The 17,944-nt window shown below is 73.0% G+C and carries 16 protein-coding genes; 7 read left to right on the top strand and 9 right to left on the bottom strand.

What is annotated here, in order from left to right; genetic code table 11:
* Positions 1-7: 7 nt before the first annotated feature.
* Together WMF20_RS37010 and WMF20_RS37015 are read right to left on the bottom strand one after the other, a co-directional pair.
* Complete coding sequence (locus WMF20_RS37010) at positions 8-766, bottom strand: ferritin-like domain-containing protein (protein ID WP_129578691.1); 759 nt, start codon at positions 764-766, stop codon at positions 8-10.
* Entirely contained in the window at positions 763-1,962 is a 1,200-nt protein-coding gene (locus WMF20_RS37015) for a hypothetical protein (RefSeq protein ID WP_437606489.1), read from the bottom strand. The genes WMF20_RS37010 and WMF20_RS37015 overlap by 4 nt, the downstream gene beginning before the upstream one ends.
* A gap of 172 nt (positions 1,963-2,134) precedes the next feature.
* Here WMF20_RS37015 and WMF20_RS37020 point away from each other — a divergent pair, with 172 nt between their 5' ends.
* The 6 genes from WMF20_RS37020 to WMF20_RS37045 all read left to right on the top strand — a co-directional run bounded on the left by WMF20_RS37020 (position 2,135) and on the right by WMF20_RS37045 (position 9,324).
* Positions 2,135-3,661, top strand: coding sequence for a deoxyribodipyrimidine photolyase (locus WMF20_RS37020; protein WP_437606490.1), 1,527 nt, complete (start codon positions 2,135-2,137; stop codon positions 3,659-3,661).
* 196 nt (positions 3,662-3,857) lie between these two features.
* A complete protein-coding gene (locus WMF20_RS37025; protein WP_437617202.1) occupies positions 3,858-4,580 on the top strand; it encodes a VTT domain-containing protein in 723 nt (240 codons plus the stop codon).
* 105 nt (positions 4,581-4,685) lie between these two features.
* Positions 4,686-6,284 (top strand): serine/threonine-protein kinase, encoded by a 1,599-nt coding sequence (locus WMF20_RS37030; RefSeq protein ID WP_437606491.1) that lies wholly within the window; start codon positions 4,686-4,688, stop codon positions 6,282-6,284.
* Positions 6,281-7,276, top strand: a complete 996-nt coding sequence (locus WMF20_RS37035) for a tetratricopeptide repeat protein (RefSeq protein WP_437606492.1) — start codon at positions 6,281-6,283, stop codon at positions 7,274-7,276. The genes WMF20_RS37030 and WMF20_RS37035 overlap by 4 nt, the downstream gene beginning before the upstream one ends.
* 251 nt (positions 7,277-7,527) lie before the next feature.
* A complete protein-coding gene (locus WMF20_RS37040; RefSeq protein ID WP_437606493.1) occupies positions 7,528-7,953 on the top strand; it encodes a YciI family protein in 426 nt (141 codons plus the stop codon).
* A gap of 75 nt (positions 7,954-8,028) precedes the next feature.
* The gene (locus WMF20_RS37045) at positions 8,029-9,324 is read left to right on the top strand and encodes an RNA polymerase sigma factor (RefSeq protein ID WP_437606494.1); all 1,296 of its coding nucleotides are present in this window, start codon (positions 8,029-8,031) and stop codon (positions 9,322-9,324) included.
* 12 nt (positions 9,325-9,336) lie between these two features.
* Here the strand turns inward: WMF20_RS37045 and WMF20_RS37050 are convergent, their stop codons facing one another.
* From WMF20_RS37050 to WMF20_RS37075, 6 genes are all read right to left on the bottom strand, one after another.
* Positions 9,337-10,164, bottom strand: coding sequence for a Uma2 family endonuclease (locus WMF20_RS37050; protein ID WP_437606495.1), 828 nt, complete (start codon positions 10,162-10,164; stop codon positions 9,337-9,339).
* A gap of 124 nt (positions 10,165-10,288) precedes the next feature.
* On the bottom strand, positions 10,289-11,620 hold the full coding sequence (locus WMF20_RS37055) for an aminotransferase family protein (protein ID WP_129578700.1): 1,332 nt from the start codon (positions 11,618-11,620) through the stop codon (positions 10,289-10,291).
* Between the two features lie 356 nt (positions 11,621-11,976).
* Entirely contained in the window at positions 11,977-12,450 is a 474-nt protein-coding gene (locus WMF20_RS37060; protein ID WP_129578701.1) for a MarR family winged helix-turn-helix transcriptional regulator, read from the bottom strand.
* An 18-nt stretch (positions 12,451-12,468) separates the two neighbouring features.
* The gene (locus tag WMF20_RS37065; RefSeq protein WP_437606496.1) at positions 12,469-13,875 is read right to left on the bottom strand and encodes a cytochrome P450; all 1,407 of its coding nucleotides are present in this window, start codon (positions 13,873-13,875) and stop codon (positions 12,469-12,471) included.
* Positions 13,876-13,995: 120 nt separating this feature from the next.
* Positions 13,996-15,195 (bottom strand): threonine--tRNA ligase, encoded by a 1,200-nt coding sequence (gene thrS / locus WMF20_RS37070; protein ID WP_437606497.1) that lies wholly within the window; start codon positions 15,193-15,195, stop codon positions 13,996-13,998.
* 350 nt (positions 15,196-15,545) lie between these two features.
* Positions 15,546-16,157, bottom strand: coding sequence for a hypothetical protein (locus WMF20_RS37075; RefSeq protein WP_437606498.1), 612 nt, complete (start codon positions 16,155-16,157; stop codon positions 15,546-15,548).
* A 324-nt stretch (positions 16,158-16,481) separates the two neighbouring features.
* Here WMF20_RS37075 and WMF20_RS37080 point away from each other — a divergent pair, with 324 nt between their 5' ends.
* Positions 16,482-17,312, top strand: a complete 831-nt coding sequence (locus tag WMF20_RS37080; protein WP_437606500.1) for a tetratricopeptide repeat protein — start codon at positions 16,482-16,484, stop codon at positions 17,310-17,312.
* A gap of 16 nt (positions 17,313-17,328) precedes the next feature.
* Here the strand turns inward: WMF20_RS37080 and WMF20_RS37085 are convergent, their stop codons facing one another.
* Positions 17,329-17,661, bottom strand: coding sequence for a transcriptional regulator (locus WMF20_RS37085; protein ID WP_129578705.1), 333 nt, complete (start codon positions 17,659-17,661; stop codon positions 17,329-17,331).
* Positions 17,662-17,944: the final 283 nt, after the last annotated feature.

Consider the following 17,944-nt stretch of genomic DNA (forward strand, 5'->3'; position numbering starts at 1 on the left):
GGGCGCGTCAGGCGGCTTGTTGCGGCGTCGAGGTGGTGGGCGCGCCGCGCGCGTCGAGCGCGAGCTTGCAGGACAGCCACCCGCGCACGAGCTCGAGGTGGCGCACCTCGCGCTGCTCGGCCACGCGGAACTCGGCGGCCATGTCGTCCTGGCCGTAAGCGGTCGCCAGATCGATGAGCATCCGCCAGCTGTCGTTGTCCGTGAGCTCGGCGACGAGCAGCGCCTGCAGGCTCTGTCCGAAGTTGATCCTCGGCTCGACGGCGACCGAGAGCACGCCGGCCGACGCCAGGCCGATCACGTCGGCGCTGGGCGTCATCGCGGTCGGATCGGCCCCGAGCCGCTCGATCGCGCGCTTCAGCAGCGCGAAGTGCCGGAGCTCCTCGTCGCGGATCGCCTCGAGGTCCGCGCGCGTGGGGCCTCCCTCGAAGCCCCCCTCGGCGTCGTACTTGGCGATGACCGCCTCGTAGAGGCGCGTGCCCGAGCGCTCGAACTGGAGGCGCTCGCCGAGCTTGTCGATGAGGAGCGCCGGCGGCCTGCCCTGGATGAGCTCCCCGGCCGCCTTGACCACGCCCTTGAGGCTCACCGGCGGCGGCACGCTCCCGACCGTGCCCGACTCCCGCGCGTACTCGCTCCTGACCGCCGCGGCGTCGGCCTCGCTCCCGGAGGAGCTCGGCGGGACCGCCTGCGCGAACTCGATGAGCTCCTTGCTGTCGATGGGCGAGGTCGCGATGCCCGTGGTGTTGGTCCCGATCGTGATCTGCTTCATGGCGTCGCCTCCTTCTGTCCGTCGATCTTCTCGGCGCGCCGCGAGAGCTCGGTGCCCGGCGTGAACTGGTAGCCCGCGGCCGCGATCTCGGAGGGCGAGCCGGCGGAGTTCATCTGCCGCCGATAAGCGAGCGTCGCCGCGCTCTCCGGGATGACGTTCGGGTCGACGATCCGCTCGCCGACGGCGCGCAGGTGAACCTCCCGGGAGAGCACGTCGCGCACGAACTGGCGATGGCTCTTGTGGGAGACCGGGTCCGGGAGCGAGGCGGGCAGGATCTCGGCCGCGTCGCGCCCCTCGATCCGGTTGAGATGGTCGATGGCCACGTGGAGCTGCCCGAGCTCGTAATCGAGGAACCGCTCCCAGATCCGCTTGAGGTGGGCGTTCTGCTCCTGCTGGAGGCAGCTCCAGTAGTTGTAGACCTCGTTGGCCTCGTGCAGGACCCACTTCTCGAGCCAGGTCTCCTCGGGGCTGATCATCGACTCGTACTGGGTGACGTGCTGCTCCTCGATCGAGGCGATCTCGGCGTAGAGCAGCCGCGCCACCGGGTCGGCGAAGAACGGCCCGACGTTGACGTAGTAGTTGTGGGTCTGCTGCTCGGCGGCCATGATCGTGAGCGCGTTGAGCTTCGTGATCGGGCTCGCGGTCTCGCGGTCGTACGGCGCGCGCACGTCGTCCTCGGGGGCGCGGTGCTCCACCGCGGTGGGGCGACCCACGGTCACGTCGGTGTACGATTGCAGGAGGTTGTTCGCGTCCTTGCCTTCCAGGCGATCGAGGAGCGCCGAGTAGCGGTAGAGGTGGTCGTAGTCCTCGAGCATGCCGAAGCGGTAGACCTGCGCGAGGTACGGGTCGGGCTCGGACAGGGCGGCGTGCGCGGTGATCTCGATGGCGACCTGCTCGTAACCGATGGTGGTCTCGAGCGGCGACTGGTCCGGCGGGTTGAGCCAGTTCACCAGCGTGACCTGGTGGTGGTCGACGCGCCGCACCTGGGCGAGCACGCGGCGGAGATCCCGGTTCATGCGCGCGAAGCTGTGCAGGAACCGCACGCTCTCGAGCTCGATGCCGTTCATCAGGATGACGCGCACCCGGGTGAACGCGTCGTCGTCGAGCTTGCTGAACGGCACCTGCACGAGATCGCGCCAGTTGAACGACTGGCGGTCGAGCGGAGTCCCCCGCTCCTTCAGGATGTCGAGAGCCATCTTTCCCCTCCTCGCGCGTCGCGCTCGTGCGCCGATGAGCGACCGCTGCGGCGGTACCTGAGGCCGCCCCCACCGCGGCGCAAGTAAGGGCGGATCCCGAGGGGCCGGGCCCCTCCGGGCGATCCTGCCCGGCGGATCCGCGCGCCCCGCCCGCGCCGTGCTAGGAGCTCTCGTGATCTCGAGCAGCGTCCCCGAGCTCCGGCTCCGCACCCGCAACGCGATGCCCGTCCGCGAGGACGGCGATTACGTGCTTTACTGGATGATCGCGAGTCGCCGGACCCGGTACAATTTCGGTCTGGAGCGCGCGGTCGCCTGGTCGCAGGCGCTCGATCGGCCGCTCGTGGTGCTGGAGGCGCTCCGGTGCGGCTACCGCTGGGCGAGCGACAGGCACCATCGCTTCGTGATCGACGGCATGGCCGACAACGCGCGCCGCCTCGCGGCGGCGGGCGTCCTCGCGCACCCGTACGTCGAGCCCGCCGCGGGGGCCGGCAAGGGGCTGCTCGGCGCGCTCGCGGCGCGGGCGTGCGTGGTCGTGACGGACGACTACCCGTGCTTCTTCCTCCCCCGGATGGTCGCCTCGGCCGCGCGGCAGGTGCCCGTCCGTCTGGAGCAGGTGGACTCGAACGGACTCTTGCCGATCCGCGCCGCCGATCGGGTGTTCACGACCGCGCGCTCGTTCCGCATCTTCTGGCAGCGGGTGATCGGCGAGCACCTCGGCGCGCAGCCGGCGGTCGATCCGCTGAGGAAGGCGAGGCTCCGGCCGGCGGCGCCGCTCCCCCGCGCGATCGCGCGGCGCTGGCCGGCGGCCTCTCCGGCGCTGCTCGGGGGCGACCCTGCCGCGCTCGCCGCGCTCCCCATCGATCACACCGTCGCGCCGGCGCCGCGCCGGGGCGGCCCGGAGGCGGCCGGCGAGGAGCTCGCGCGCTTCGTCGCGGAGCGGCTCCCGCGCTACCTGGAGGGGCGCGATCACCCCGACGCCGGCGCGGCCAGCGGCCTGTCGCCGTACCTGCACTTCGGCCACCTCGCGGCGCACGAGGCCTTCGCCGCCGTCGCCCGGCGCGAGGGCTTCCGCGCCGAGCGGCTCGGCCGCCCCGAGGGCGGCGTCCCCAGGCCGAGCGGCAGCCGCGAGGGGTTCTGGGGGATGAGCGCCTCGGCCGAGGCGTTCCTCGAGCAGCTCGTCACGTGGCGGGAGCTCGGGTTCAACGCGTTCGGGCTCGGGGCGAGCGAGGGAGACGGGCCTCGCCCCTCGTGGAAGCGCGATCCGACCGATTACGAGTCTCTCCCGGACTGGGCGCTCGCGACGCTGGCGAAGCACGAGCGCGACCGGCGCCCCCGCCTCTACCCGATCGAGGCGCTCGCGGCCGCGGCGACGGCCGATCGGATCTGGAACGCCTCGCAGGTCGAGCTCCTCCGCGAGGGTCGAATCCACAATTACCTGCGCATGCTCTGGGGCAAGAAGATCCTGGAGTGGTCGCGGACGCCGCGCGAGGCGCTCGAGGTGATGATCGAGCTCAACGACAGATATGCGCTCGACGGCCGTGACCCGAACTCCACGTCGGGCATCTTCTGGGTGCTCGGCCGCTACGATCGGGCCTGGGGTCCGGAGCGGGAGATCTTCGGCACGATCCGTTACATGTCGTCCGAGAGCGCCGCCCGGAAGCTGCACCTCAAGGAGTACCTGGCGCGCTACGCGCGGTAGCGCGCGCGCCCACGCCGGCGCGGGCGGCCGGCGCGGCCGCGCGCTCGCCCCGGGCATCCGGAAGGCGCCGCTGGGCAGCTCGTCTCCCGGGGCGCCGCCCGCCTCCGGGGCGCGGAGGAGGACGGGGCGAGGCGGCGCGCGCGGGAACGGCCGCGCTGGACGCCGGCGGGTGCCGGCGGCGGGGGCGCGGGCGGGGGTGCACGCGGGGTTCGACGCCGCCGCCGAGGTGAGCTATCGAGCGGGCGTGGAACTCCTCCGTGAATTTTTCAGCAGGCTGCGGGAGCTCGAGTCGCTCCTCGAGTGGGGCGGCTACCCCGTCCTGATGATGATCGTCTTTGCCGAGACGGGGCTGCTCATCGGGTTCTTCCTTCCGGGGGACTCGCTGCTCGTCACGGCCGGGGTGCTCGTCAATGCGGGGCTCATCAACCCTCTCAATCTGACGAACTTCCAGAACCTGCTCCTGATGAACGTCACGCTGATGACGATGGCGATCGTCGGCGACGCGGTGGGCTTCTCGATCGGGCGGCGCGCCGGGCCGAAGATCTTCACGCGCGAGCAGTCGCTCCTGTTCCGCAAAGATCACCTGATCGCGACGCAGAAGTTCTACGAGAAGCACGGCGGCAAGACGATCATCCTCGCGCGCTTCATGCCGTTCGCCCGGACGTTCGCCCCGGTGGTGGCGGGCGTGGGGCAGATGGCGTACCGGCGCTTCGTGATGTTCAATGTGGTGGGCGGCGTGCTCTGGGTCTTCTCGATGACCTTCCTCGGGTACTTCCTGGGCAAGGTCTTCGACGCGAAGCAGATCGAGCGGGTGGTCTACCTGATCATCTTCGTCTCGGTGGCGCCGGTCATCTTCGGGGCCATCAAGCACCGGCTCCAGCAGAAGAAGGCTGCCGAGCGGCTCGGGACCGAGCCGTAGCCTGCGCCGTCATGCGCGCTGGGCCGGCGACACCGCCGCTCGTGCTCCGAAGGCCGCCCGCCTCTTGTACTGCGCGCCACCTCCCCGCTACGCTCTCCACCTACCATGCCGCAGCAGCCCGCCGTCCCTTCCGGCGTCCCCGTGCCCGGCGACGTCCTCGCGGGCAAGTACCGCATCGAGCGCGTCCTCGGCGCGGGCGGCATGGGCGTGGTCCTCGCGGCGTGGCACCTCGTCCTGGAGCGCCGCGTCGCGGTCAAGTTCCTCCTCCCCGAGGCCGCCGCGCTCCCCGACGCCGGCGCCCGCTTCCTCCGCGAGGCCCGCGCCGCCGCCGCCCTCGACGGACAGCACATCGCGCGCGTCCTCGACGTCGGCCGGCTGGACTCTGGCGCGGCCTACATGGTGCTGGAGTACCTGACCGGCGACGATCTCGGCCAGGTGCTCCAGACCCGCGGCCCCCTCCCGCTCGCCGAGGCCGCCGACTACCTCCTTCAGGCCTGCGAGGCCATCGCCGAGGCCCACGCGCGCGGCATCATCCACCGCGACCTCAAGCCGAAGAACCTCTTCCTCACCCGCCGCCCCGACGGGACTCCCCTCCTCAAGGTCCTCGACTTCGGTCTATCGAAGTTCATCGCCACCGGCGATTCCGTCAAGGAGGCGAGCCTGACCGCGACCGGCCTCATCATGGGCTCCATCCATTACATGTCGCCCGAGCAGATCCGCAGCCTGAAGTTCGCGGATGTGCGCACGGACCTCTGGGCCCTCGGCGTGATCCTGTATCGCATGCTCACGGGGCGGCACCCGTTCGAGGGCGACAGCGTCACCGCGGTCACGGCGGCCATCATGATGGACGCGCCCGTCTCCGTCACGGCGCTGCGGCCGGACGTGCCCCCGGCCGTCGCGGCGCTCGTGAGCCGGTGCCTCGTGAAGGACCCGAACGCCCGCGTCCAGAGCGTGACCGAGATCGCCCGCGTGCTCGCGCCTTTCGGGACGCAGCGCGCGAGGCTCGCGTTCGAGAGCATCGACCGCCTCCTGCCGGAGCCCGCGCCCCGCGCCGGCTCCTCGCCGGCCGTGGTCGCGCCCACCGTGGCGGCCGGCGCGTTCGGCGCGTCGTCGCCCTCGTGGATCGGATCGCCCGAGGCCGCGACGACGGCCCCGATGCCGGCGCCTCCTCCGGGCACCCCGTCGTCGCCCGGCAGCGAGGCGGCGGGGACGGCGCACGCGACGCTGCCCCACGCCTCCTGGGGCAACACCACGCGGGCCCGCGCGCCGCGGAGCCGCGTGGCGCTGCTCGCTGGCGCCGCCGGCGTGTGCTTGCTGGCCGGGTTCGCCCTCGCGTGGCGGCTTTCGCCGAGCGGGCCCGCGGACAGCGGCGCGCCCGTGACCTCGCTCGCAGCGCCCGAGCCCCCGTCGGCGTCCCCCGGCGCGGCCGCGGCGACGGTGGCGCCCGCCGCGGATCCCACGGAGGCCGCGGCCCCGGCGCCGGCGCCCAGCCCGACGCCGGCGGCGAGCATCTCCACCGAGACCACGGGGTCGCCGGCGGCGACGCCCGCGCCGCCGCCGAATCCGAAGGCGACGACGGCGCCGAAGCCGACGGCGGCGAAGGGGACGTCGCCCGCAAGCGCCCCGCCCGCCGCTGCGACCAAACCGCCGCCAGCGGCGAGCACATCCAAGGCGCTGCAAGACCACCGGAGGAGGTTCGATTGAGGCGAACGAGAGGCCTTTCGGCGATCCGCGGCGCGCTGTCGCTCGCCATCGTCTGCGCCGGCCACGCCGCGTCGGCGCAGCCGAAGGCGCCGAAGGACGAGGCGTACGGCCTCTTCCAGCAGGGCCTCGTGCTGGCCGAGGCGCACGACTGCCCGCGCGCGCTCCCGCTCTTCCGCAAGAGCCAGGCGCTGTATGCGTCGCGCGGCACGCTGTACAACCTCGCGCTGTGCGAGCGGGAGATCGGGCAGGTGGCGAGCGCGTGGCGCCACTTCAAGGAGCTGTTGCCGCAGCTCGAGGCCAGCGACCCCCGCCTGTCCAGCACCCAGCAGCAGCTCACGGAGCTCGAGCCGCGCCTGCCCAGGCTCGTCGTCACGCTCGCGGACGGCGCGCCGGCGCCCTCGGAGGTGGTCCTCGACCGGGCCGCGGTGCCGCAGGCCAGCCTCGGCAGCGATCTCCCGGTCGATCCCGGCGACCACGTGCTCATCGCGAGGTGGGCGGACGGCCGGCAGGCCGAGGCGCGCGTGTCGGTCGACGAGGGGGTACGCAAGGACGTGCGCCTCGAGCCGCCGCCGGTCGCCGCCGCGCCGACCCCGGTCCGCGTGTCCGACGCGCCGCAGGCCCCCTCGTCTCCCCCGGACGCCCCGCCGCCGGCCGCCTCCAGCGCGCGGCGGACGCTCGCCTTCGTGGTCGGCGGCGTCGGCGTCGCGGCCCTGGGCGGGAGCCTCATCACGGGCGGGCTCGCGATCGGCGCCAAGGGAGATCTCGAGAAGGAGTGCCCGGATCCTTCGCAGTGCAGCGACGAGGGCATGTCGCTGAAGTCCCGAGGCCAGACGCTCACCACCACGAGCACCGTGCTCGGCGCCATCGGCCTCGCCGGGCTCGGCGCGGGTCTGGTGCTCTTCCTGACGACGCCGGAGCACGGCACCTCGGTCGCCCTCACGCCCGCGATCTTGCCGGGCGGCGGCGGCGCGCTGCTGCACAGCCGCTTCTAGCGAGCCCCCGGCCGCGCCTGCCACGGCCCCCCAGAGAAAGGGCCGCCGGAGGCGGCCGTCGAGATCCCGGTCAGGAGCCGGCGGCCGGAACACGTAAACCTCAATAAGTTCGCCGACTTATCATCATCCGCAAAAAAGATCGCCCGGCGTGTCGATCTTGCCCCGCCCGGTTCGTCGCGTCGGTAGAGCCAGGGACGTACCCCTGCCGGAGCCCGGAAGCCCGGCTCCACACGGAAGCAAGGAGAACGACCATGCGATTCATGATCCTGATCAAGGCCACCAAGGACAGCGAAGCGGGCGTCATGCCGAGCGAGCAGCTCTTCACCGAGATGGGGAAGTTCAACGAGGAGCTGGTGAAGGCCGGCGTGATGGTCGCGGGCGACGGGCTCCACCCGAGCTCGAAGGGCGCGCGCGTCAGGTTCTCGGGCGACAAGCGGACCGTGATCGACGGGCCCTTCGCCGAGACCAAGGAGCTGATCGCGGGCTTCTGGATCTGGGAGGTGAAGTCGAAGGAAGAGGCCATCGAGTGGGTGAAGCGCTGTCCCAACCCCATGTACGAGGACTCCGAGGTCGAGATCCGCCAGGTGTTCACGGCGGACGACTTCGGCCCCGCGCTCACGCCCGAGCTCCGGGAGCAGGAGGAGCGCCTGCGGGCGCAGGTCGAGGCGAAGAAGTAGCCACGGCGCGCCCCGGGGGATCGCGGCGGCCGAGGGGGCTTGCGCCGGCGGAGGAAGGTGCTCTGATCGGCCGCCGTGACGGCTCCCGACGCGCATCGCGCGATCCACGCGGTCTTCCGGATCGAGTCGGCCAGGCTCATCGCCGGCCTCACGCGGATGGTGCGCGACGTCGGCCTCGCCGAGGAGCTCGCGCAGGACGCGCTCGTCGCCGCGCTCGAGCGGTGGCCGGAGGCGGGTGTCCCCGACAACCCGGGCGCGTGGCTCATGGCCACCGCGAAGCGCCGCGCGATCGACGAGCTCCGCCGGAGCAAGCTGCTCGAGAGGAAGCACGAGGAGCTCGGCCACGAGATCGAGGCCCAGCGCGCGATGGCCGCGCCCGATCCGGACGCCGCGCTCGACGACGACGTGGGCGACGACCTCCTGCGCCTCGTGTTCACCGCCTGCCACCCGGTCCTCTCCACCGAGGCGCAGGTGGCGCTCACGCTCCGCCTGCTCGGAGGCCTGACCACCGAGGAGATCGCCCGCACGTTCCTGGTCCCGGAGCCGACCGTCGCCCAGCGCATCGTCCGGGCCAAGCGGACCCTCGCCGAGGCGCGCGTCCCCTTCGAGGTCCCCCGCGGGGCCGAGCTCGCCCCCCGGCTCTCCTCGGTGCTCCAGGTCGTCTACCTCATCTTCAACGAGGGCTACGCGGCGACCGCGGGCGACGACTGGATGCGCCCTGCCCTCTGCGAGGACGCGCTCCGCCTCGGCCGCATCCTGGCCGAGCTCGTCCCGAAGGAGCCGGAGGTCCACGGCCTTGTCGCGCTCCTGGAGATCCAGGCGTCGCGCGCGAGGGCGCGGGTCGGCCCGTCGGGCGAGCCCATCCTGCTCCTGGATCAGAACCGCGCCCTCTGGGATCACCTCCTGATCCGCCGCGGCCTCGCGGCGCTCGAGCGCGCCGAGCAGCTCGGCGGCGCGCGGGGGCCCTACGCGCTCCAGGCCGCGATCGCCGCCTGCCACGCGCGGGCGCGCGCTGCGGCGGAGACCGACTGGGCGCGCATCGCGGCCCTCTACGCGGCGCTCGCCCAGGTCACGCCGTCGCCCGTAGTCGAGCTCAACCGCGCCGTCGCGCTCTCGATGGCGTTCGGCCCGGCCGCGGGCCTCGCCGTGGTCGACGCGCTGACCTCGGAGCGCGCCCTCGAGAGCTACCACCTCTTGCCGAGCGTGCGCGGCGACCTCCTCGCGAAGCTCGGCCGCCTCGACGAGGCGCGCGTCGAGTTCGAGCGCGCGGCGTCGCTCACGCGCAACGCGCGCGAGCGCGAGCTGCTCCTCGGGCGCGCCGCCGGGTGCGCGCCCGGCTCGGCGCCGCCGCCGGCCCCCTCGGGCCGGTGACGGCCGCCGGCGTCACCCGCGATCCACCGCCGCCGCGAACGCCTCGCCGCTCGCCGCCGTCGCCGCGCTGGTCAGCCAGCGCCCGAGCGCCGCCGGGTCCTCGCACGCGAGCACCCGGGCCCGCACCGCCTCGGGCACCGCGAGGCCCCGCGCCGAGAGCACCGCGAGTATCGCGCGCGCGTGGGCCTGCGACTGGGCGCGCGCCCGCACCCACTCGTCCGTGAACCGCGACGCTTCGCGCTCCTCGAACAGCGCCGCGACCGGCACGGCGCCGAGGCCGTGCTTGTCCAGCTCCGGCAGGAGCGGCACCTCGGCGCCCGGCCGGTAGGTGATCGACGCCGTCCCCGGCCGCACCACCTCGAGCTCCCGCCGCTCCGCGTGCGCGATCCAGACCCAGGGCCACTCGTGCTCCAGGTACAGCTTCACCTTCTCCTCGAGGTAGCGCTTCGACTGGGTGCCCCGGATCTCCACGGCCAGCACCGGCGTGCCGCGGTAGGCGTCGTTCCGCGGCGACGAGAGATCGCCCACGAGCACCACGTCCGGCGCCCGGAGCGAGGGCCCCGCCGGGTCGCTGAGGTCGCAGTACACGTCGGTCATCACCGTGAGCCCCTCGCGCGCGTGCGTGCGGAACAGGGCGGCGAGGAGGGCCATCACGATGCCGTGGATATCCTTGCTCCCCATCTGCTCGATCAGCTCCCCGCGGTGCAGCTCCCACGGGCTGCCGTCGTAGCAGTCGTCGGCCGTCCCCAGCCGGCGGCCGGTCGGCCCGAAGTCCCGCAGCTCGATCGGCCCCGTGTTCCGGGGCGGACGGGTCGGGATGCCGTTCCTACGTGCGGTCATGCCCGCGAGCATAGCACGCCGGCCCGATGGCCCGCGGCCGCCCCGGCCCCGCCGGCCTGGGCCCCGCCGGCCCAGGCCACGCCGGCCCGACCGCCCCGCGGGGCCGCCTGGCCCTCGGGGCGCCTCAGGCCGAGAGCTTCTGATCGGCGATGTCGAGCGCCGCGTCGAGCGCCGCGATCCCCTCCTCGATCTCCGCCTCGCTGATGATGAGCGGCGGCGCCACGAGCAGGTGGCTCACCCACCCCATGACCGACACCCCGCGCTTCGCCGCCTCGGCGACCACCGCGTCGACCACCAGGGGCCGCCGAGCCGCCTTGTCCTGCGGCACGTTGAACGGCTCCTTCGTCGCGCGGTCCTTCACGAGCTCCACCGCCCAGAACAGGCCGATCCCGCGCACATCGCCGACCGAGGGGTGCTTCTCCTTGAGGGCGCGGAGCTTCTCGCCCACGACCTCTCCCATCTTCGTCGCGCGGTTCAGGAGGTCGAGCCGCCGATACTCGTCGATCGCGGCGACCACCGGGGCCAGCGTGAGGGGGTGGGCCTCGTAGGTGTGGCCGTGGGCGAACACGTTGTCGTCGAAGTAGTCCGCGATCGCGCGCGAGGTCGCCACCACCCCGAGCGGCGCGGCCGCGTTCGTCACGCCCTTCGCGGTCGTCAGGATGTCCGGCACCACCCCCCAGTGATCGACCGCAAACCACTTTCCGGTCCTGCCCCACCCGCTCATCACCTCGTCCGCGATGAGGAGCACGCCTCGCTTGCGCGCGACCTCGGCGATCCGCGGCAGGTACTCGGCCGGCGGGATGAGGACGCCGTTCGTGCCCACGATCGGCTCGACCAGCACCGCCGCCACGTTCTCCTCGTGGTCGATCATGTAAGCCAGGTAGTCGGCGCACGCGACGCCGCACTCGGGGTAGCTCCGGCCGAGCGGGCAGCGATAGCAGTTCACCTCCGGGCCGAACACCACGCCCGGGATCTTGCCGGCCGGCTCGATGAACCAGCGGCGGAAGTCGCCGGTCGCCGCGATCGAGCCCCCCGTCGAGCCGTGGTACGACGTGTAGCGCGCGATGATCTTGTGCTTGCCCGTGTAGAGCCGCGCAATCTTGAACGCCGCCTCGTTCGCCTCCGTGCCCGACGTCGCGAAGAAGAACTTGTCGAGCCCCTTCGGCATCACCTCCAGGAGCTTCTGCGCCGCCCTGACCCGCACCTCGCACGTGTGCGCCGGGCTGATGTAGGCGAGCTGCCTCGCCTGCGCGCAGATCGCCTCGATCACGGCCTCGTTCTGGTGCCCGAGGTTCGAGCAGATGAGCTGCGAGGACAGATCCAGGTAGCGCTTGCCGGACGCATCCCAGAACGCGCAGCCCTCCGCGCGGGTGACGTGGATCGGCTTCCAGCCGCGCTGAGCGCGCCAGGTGCCGTATGTGTGCTTCGTGGTCAGCTCAACGATGTCATCGCTCATGGTAGCCTTCGCGGTTCGAGGAGGTGCACAGCGTAGTGGGTGATCGGACCTCCTCGCACGCCAATTTCCCGGCGCCGCTCGCCCGCTCCCGCGCCCCGCGATTCCGCGCGGCGCGCCTCGCCGCCTCCGCGATGTCCGGACCGAACGAGCGCGCTCGAGGCGCCGCGCGAGATCGCGTAACGAAGGACGTCCGTGATCCGTCCTTGTCGTCTCGCCTGCACGTCGGCTCTCCTCTCCATCGCGCGGCTCTCCTCCGGGGCCGGCGCCCAGATCGTCACCTTACCTTCTGAGCCGCGCCTTTCCCGGAGATGTGCGGCGGCCGGCGCTCATCGCCGGGTGGCTGAGGCGTGAGGGCTTCATTTCTCTCGCCTCATCGGTGGAACGGGCGTGTCGTCGATCTCGAGATTGCCGATCATGTCGGCGAGGACACGCCTCGTGGTCTCCAGCTCCGCGGCCGGAATGCCCCGCGTCGCGCGGCGCTCCACCTCGACCACCACGTCCTGGACCCAGTCGTACTCCGCGATCTGAGGCGTGCAGCGCACGCGGAAGGCGCGCGCGTCGCTCTCGTCGGGGGTCCGCTCGACGAGCCCCTTCTTTTCGAGGCGGCCGACGAGGGCCGAGAGCGACGCGGCCGTGATCTGCAGCCGCTCGGCGAGCTCGCGCTGCGTGAGCCCCACGCGCTCTCCGAGCAGCGCGCCGATCAGGCGGAACTCCGCGAGCGTGACCCCCCGCTCGGCGAGGCGCCCCTGGATCAGCTGCAAGGCGGTGCGATCCACGCGAGCGATCCGCGCGAGCAGCAGCGTGGTGAAGACGGTCAGCGTGTCGGTCACCCTCAATAGTTCGTGAGCCTAACTAACTTTGTCAAGCGCGAGCGCCGGCGAGAGCCCCAGCGCCGCGCCGGAGCGCGCGGCGGGGGCGGCCGCGCTGGGCCTCTCCCGCTCGCCCTCCAGGATCATCGCCATGCCCCCGCTCGGCCCCATGGTGAGCCCGCGGCGCACGTGCTGGATGGGCGCCTGGCTCTCGAGCCGGAGCCGGTATCTCCCGAGGATCGTGCCGAGGACGACCTTCATCTCGTACATCGCGAACGCCGCGCCAAGGCACCGGCGGGCGCCGCCGCCGAAGGCGATGAACTCGAACGGAGAGAACTTCCGTTCGAGGAAGCGGGAGGGGCGAAATCGCTCGGGCGACGGGTAGAGATCCTCGCGGCCGTGCAGGAGCAGCGGTGAGGCGGCGACGGACTCGCCGCCCGGGATGGTGTAGCGCCCGAGCTGGAAAGGCCTGTTCGCGACGCGGCCGACATCGACCACCGGCGGGTGGATGCGCAGCGCCTCCAGACACACCGCCTCCAGGTACGGCAGCGACGCGAGCGCGTCCGGCGCGGGCGACGGGCCGAGCGCGTCGATGTCGGCGAGGAGGCGCGCGAGCACGGCGGGCTCGCGGTGCAGCCAGTACATCGCCCACGCGAGCGACATGGCCGTCGTCTCGTGGCCCGCGAACAGGAGCGCGCGGAGCTGATCCGCGATCTCGACGTCGCTCATGCCCCCGCCGTCGTCGTGCCGGGCGCTCATCATCAGGCCCAGGATGTCCTGCGAGGCGTCTCCCGCCGCGCGCCTCCGCTGGACCTCCTCGACCAGCAGCGCGTCGAGCGCCCTGGCCGCGCGCCGGTTGCGCGCATAAGGGCCGAAGCCGCCGAGCTCACGCCGGAGCGCGGGGAAGACGAAGAAGCTCGCGCTCAGCGAGTCGATGAGCGCGAGCACGGCCTCGCGGGTCCGCCCGACGCGCTCCTCGCCCCTCACGCCGAAGACCACGCGGACGATCACGTCGAGCGCGATCGCCTGCGTCGCCACGACCATCGAGAACGAGCGCCCCGGGCGCCACCGCGACGCCTCGCCCAGGCTGATGTCCGCGATCGCTTCGCCATAACCGCGCATCGCGCCGGCGCTGAACGGCGGCCCGAGCAGCTTCCGATCGCGCCGGTGCCGGGCGCCCGTCGTCACGACCACAGAGGTCGTCCCGAAGACCGGCTCGGTCAGCTCGGCGGCCCAGACCCCGAACGTATCGGGGTCGGCCGTGTAGATCGCGCGGATCGCCTCCGGATCGCCCGTGATGGTCAGCATCCCGTTCGGAGATTTCACGCGGAACGTCGGGCCGTGCTCGGCGGCGTAACGCTTGAAGACGGGCTCGGAGGAGATGAGCCCAGAGCGGAGATAGTCCACGAGGCTGAACGACTTCGGGCCGGGCGGCAGAGATCCCATGTTGCTCCGTGGGTGAGGTGAGGGTCGTCGTGCGGATCCCCGGGCCGGGGAGATCAGGGCTCCGGGGATCCGTACGACACGCGCGCGGGCGCCTGGTTCCGGGAGATCGCCGGCGCGCGCTCAGGCCTGCGGCTCACACCGCCGCACGACCTCGACGACGGCCTCGTCGAGCGGGAGCTCGCGCTGCTGTCCGCCCTCGCGCTCCCGGAGCGCCACGGAGCGGCGCTCCGCCTCGCGCTTGCCCACCACCGCGACCAGGGGGATCGAGGCGGCGTGCGCGAGGGCGATCTTCCGCGACAGCGTATCGTCGCCCGCGTCGAGGATCGCGCGCACCCCCTTCTGGCGGAGGCGCTCGAGGACCTCGTCGGCATAAGCGCGCTGCGCGTCTGTCACCGGCACCACGACGACCTGCTCGGGAGATAGCCAGAGCGGCAGCGCGCCCCGGTAATGCTCGAGCAGGATGCCGAGGAAGCGCTCCACGCTGCCGAACAGCGCGCGGTGGAGGATCGCTGGTCGCCGGCGCGCGCCAGACGCTTCTACATAGGTGATGTCGAAGCGCTCCGGCAGCACGAGATCGAGCTGGATCGTCCCGCATTGCCAGCTCCGCCCGAGCCGGTCGCGCAGCACGAACTCGAGCTTGGGCCCGTAGAAGGCCCCCTCCCCGGGCTGGAGGCGGTACTCGAGCCCCGCGCTCCTCGCCGCGGCGGACAGCGCCGCCTCCGCCCGGTCCCACACGGCGTCGCTCCCGTAGCGCTCGGCGGGGCGCGTCGAGAAGCCGACCGCCATGTCGTGGAAGCCGAAGCCGGCATAGAAGTCGCGCAGCGCGCTCGCGAAACGCACGACCTCGTCCTCGACCTGCTCCTCGACACAGAAGATGTGGCCGTCGTCCTGAGTGAACTGCCGCAGCCGGAACAGGCCGTGCAGCGTGCCGCTCGGCTCGTCCCTGTGCACCATGCCGAGCTCGCCGATCCGGAGCGGCAGATCCCGGTACGACGGCGCCATGCGCGCCACGATCTGCATGTGACCCGGGCAGTTCACGGGCTTGATGGCGGCGGCGTGATCCTTCTCGGACAGCCGAAACATGTTCGAGGAGAAGTTGTCCCAGTGGCCGCTCGCCTTCCAGATCGCCTGGCGCAGGATCAGCGGCGTGCGGACCTCTCGATAGCTGTCGCGCATCATCTGGCGCCGGACCGCCTCCTCCAGGAGGCGATAAAGCGTGAAGCCGCGCGCGTGCCAGAACACCATGCCAGGCGCCTCCTCCTGGAGGTGGAACAGATCGAGGCGCTGGCCCAGATAGCGATGATCGTCTTCGTCGAGCATGTCAGTCTCCGTCGGCGGTGGCCGGGCCAGACGGAGCGCTGAAAAGCGACGTGCCCCGTCCGGATTCCGGCGGGGCTTGGTGTCTCGTGGATCGTCAGCTCATCGCATGCACACGAGAACCATCCCGCCGGTGCGGGTAGTGGTCGTCGTGGTCGCGGTGAGACGGGAGCTCACGAAGGGAGTCATATCGCGGCGATCCGGGCTCGTCAAGCGGGACGTCCGCGCGTCCTTCGTGCTCCGTGCTCCGTGCTCCGTGCTCCGTCATTGCGCATTGCGCTGTGTCGCGTCGGGATTGCATCGGGATGCTTCGGGGAGCGTGGAGAGGATCGCCCGCTCGCCGCCCGGGCCGCTCAGCGCGAGGGCGCGGGCGCGGCCCGCGCGGCCGCGGGGCCGGCCGGCCGGCCGGCGAGGGCGCGGGAGAGGAGCACCGCCCCGGTGAAGACGTAACCCGAGCAGGACCGGAAGACGTCGTAGGAGCGGCCGATGAATGGAAGCTTCCGCAGGATGTCCCCGACGCGCCAGATCTCCTCGTGACGCGTGATCCTGAAGCTCTCGCCTCCATCGATCAGGTCGAACTCGTACGTCAGGATCACCCGCATCGGGTACGCGCAGCGCGGGAACAGCCTCAGGTAGAGGGTGCCGTCGACGACGGCGCGGCCCGCGTCGCGCGGCGCGCAGAGCCGGACGCTCAGCTGCGAGACGTCGAGGTCGAAGCGGGGGCCGCCGCGCGCCCCGGAGAGGTCGACCTGGTACGTCTCGACGCCGCGCACGCGCCGCCACGGATTGACGAACTCGATGCCAGGGGCGAGGTAGGGATAAACCTCCTTCTCCAGCGTCGCGAGCGGAGCGCCCGTGTCGTACATGAGGAGCGAGAGGCGCCTGAAGCGGTCCTCGAGGTCGTCGAGCCCGAGGCGCGGCATCGAGGGCATCGTGAACGGGAGGCAGTTCACCTTTGTCGCCATGTCGTGACTCTCCATCTCGGTGCGTTCCCCGCCCGGTGTGAAGCGACGGCGCGGACGGGGAAGATGAAGGCCGAGACGCAATGGATGGGCCGAGGCGGAGCGCGCGGCGGCGCCTCGCTCCGCCCGGCGCGCCGCGTGTGGTCCGCCGCGCACGGCGCTCGAAAGGCCCAGATCTCCGCGCGGCAGCAGGGCGAGAATCGGCGCGCTCGCCGCCGATTGGCCTGGTCGCGGGGGCGTCCGCCGCTATCTTCCCGCGCCGTTCGGCTCGCGAGGGGCGCGGCGTTTCGCGTCCTCTGCTGCAGGCGGGTCCACGGAGGAGAGGGAGTGTCACGGGTGCTGGAGAGCGCAGCGGGGGCCGCCGGGAGCTTCACGGAGCCGCGCAGGGCGGCGGCGCGGCGGCTCGCCGCCCTCGCGGCCCTCGCCCTCGCCTCGGCGGGGTGCATCGCGGGGGGAGCGCCGGCGCGCGCCGGCCACGCAGACGCGGGCGCGGCGGCTCCGGCGCGCCCCGGCCACGCAGACGCGGGCGCGGCGGCGGAACGGCTCTTCCGTGAGGCGGAGTCGCTGGCGAGCCGCCGCCGCGCGATCGGCGTGCAGCTCTTCGTGCTCGACGAGGCCGCGGAGGCCGGCGCCGCGGGCGAGCGCGCCGAGGCCCGGCGGGCGGCGCTCGAGGCGGAGGCCGCGCGGGTGCTCTCGAGGACCGTCGCGGCCTACGCCGCGCTCGTCGACGCGCCGGCGCTGCGCGCGGCGGCGCAGCGGCCCTCGGCGCTCCTCAGGCTCGCGCAGGCGCTCCAGGACAGCGGGGACCTGCGCGGCGCCGAGGCGCGGCTGCGCCAGCTCGCCCTCGAGCACCCGGCGTCGCGCGAGGCGCCCGAGGCCCACCTCGCGCTGGCCAACCTCGCGTTCGCGGCGGGGCGCCTCGACGAGGCCGTGAGCGCCTGCGACGCGGCGCTCCGCGGCCCCGCGGGCGCGGCGCTGCGAAAGCGCGCGCTCTACGTGAAGGCGTGGAGCCTGCGGGGGCTCGGCCGCGAGGGCGCCGTCGAGGAGGCGATGGAGGCGCTGCGCGCCATCGTGCAGCTCGGCCCCGCGCCCGCGGGCTCGCCGGAGGCGACGATCGACGAGGCCGCGGAGCGCGAGCTCGATCGGCCGACGCTGTGAGCGGCCGCGGGGAGGGTCACCCTTCGCCCGCGTCGACGCGGAACCGCGGCGCCTCGATGCGCTCCCCGCGGCACGCCGGGCAGCGGCTCGGCTTCGCCAGCGAGCGCCGCTCGTCGAACGCGTAGCCGCAGCGCAGGCAGCGCGCCGGCGCGATCGAGAGCCGCTCGCCGCGGGCGCGCAGCGAGCGCGCGAGGTGCTCGAGGTGCGGCGTCACGTCGCGCTCGCGCAGCCCGAGGCGCCCGGAGAGCTCCCACGCGGTCGCGGCGCCCCTGCGCAGCTCCTCCAGGAGCGTCTGCCGCACCGTCTCCGACCGGGGCGCTGGGCTCGGCGGTGGCTTCGACTTGCTCATAGAATTCCAGATCGTGACACCGCGGCTGCGCCGGTCCACAGCCGGCGATATGCCCCGCGCGCGCCGCGAGCGCTCCTTTGCCGGTCCGCCGCCGGCGATGTGCCCCGCGCGCGCCTCGAGCGCGCTCCTCGGCGGGGCCCGCGCCGCGCGTCGACGCGGCGCGGCCGGGACAGACGGGCACCGTCTCACGACGGCACCGGCGCAGCGCGGCGCGGCAGAGCCCCCGCCGCCATTGCGCGGAACACTCCTCGCACGGAGAATGCCGCTCCGGAGAACCGCAGCG

This window comes from Sorangium sp. So ce834, assembly GCF_051521425.1.
GTDB lineage: Bacteria > Myxococcota_A > Polyangia > Polyangiales > Polyangiaceae > Sorangium > Sorangium cellulosum_D.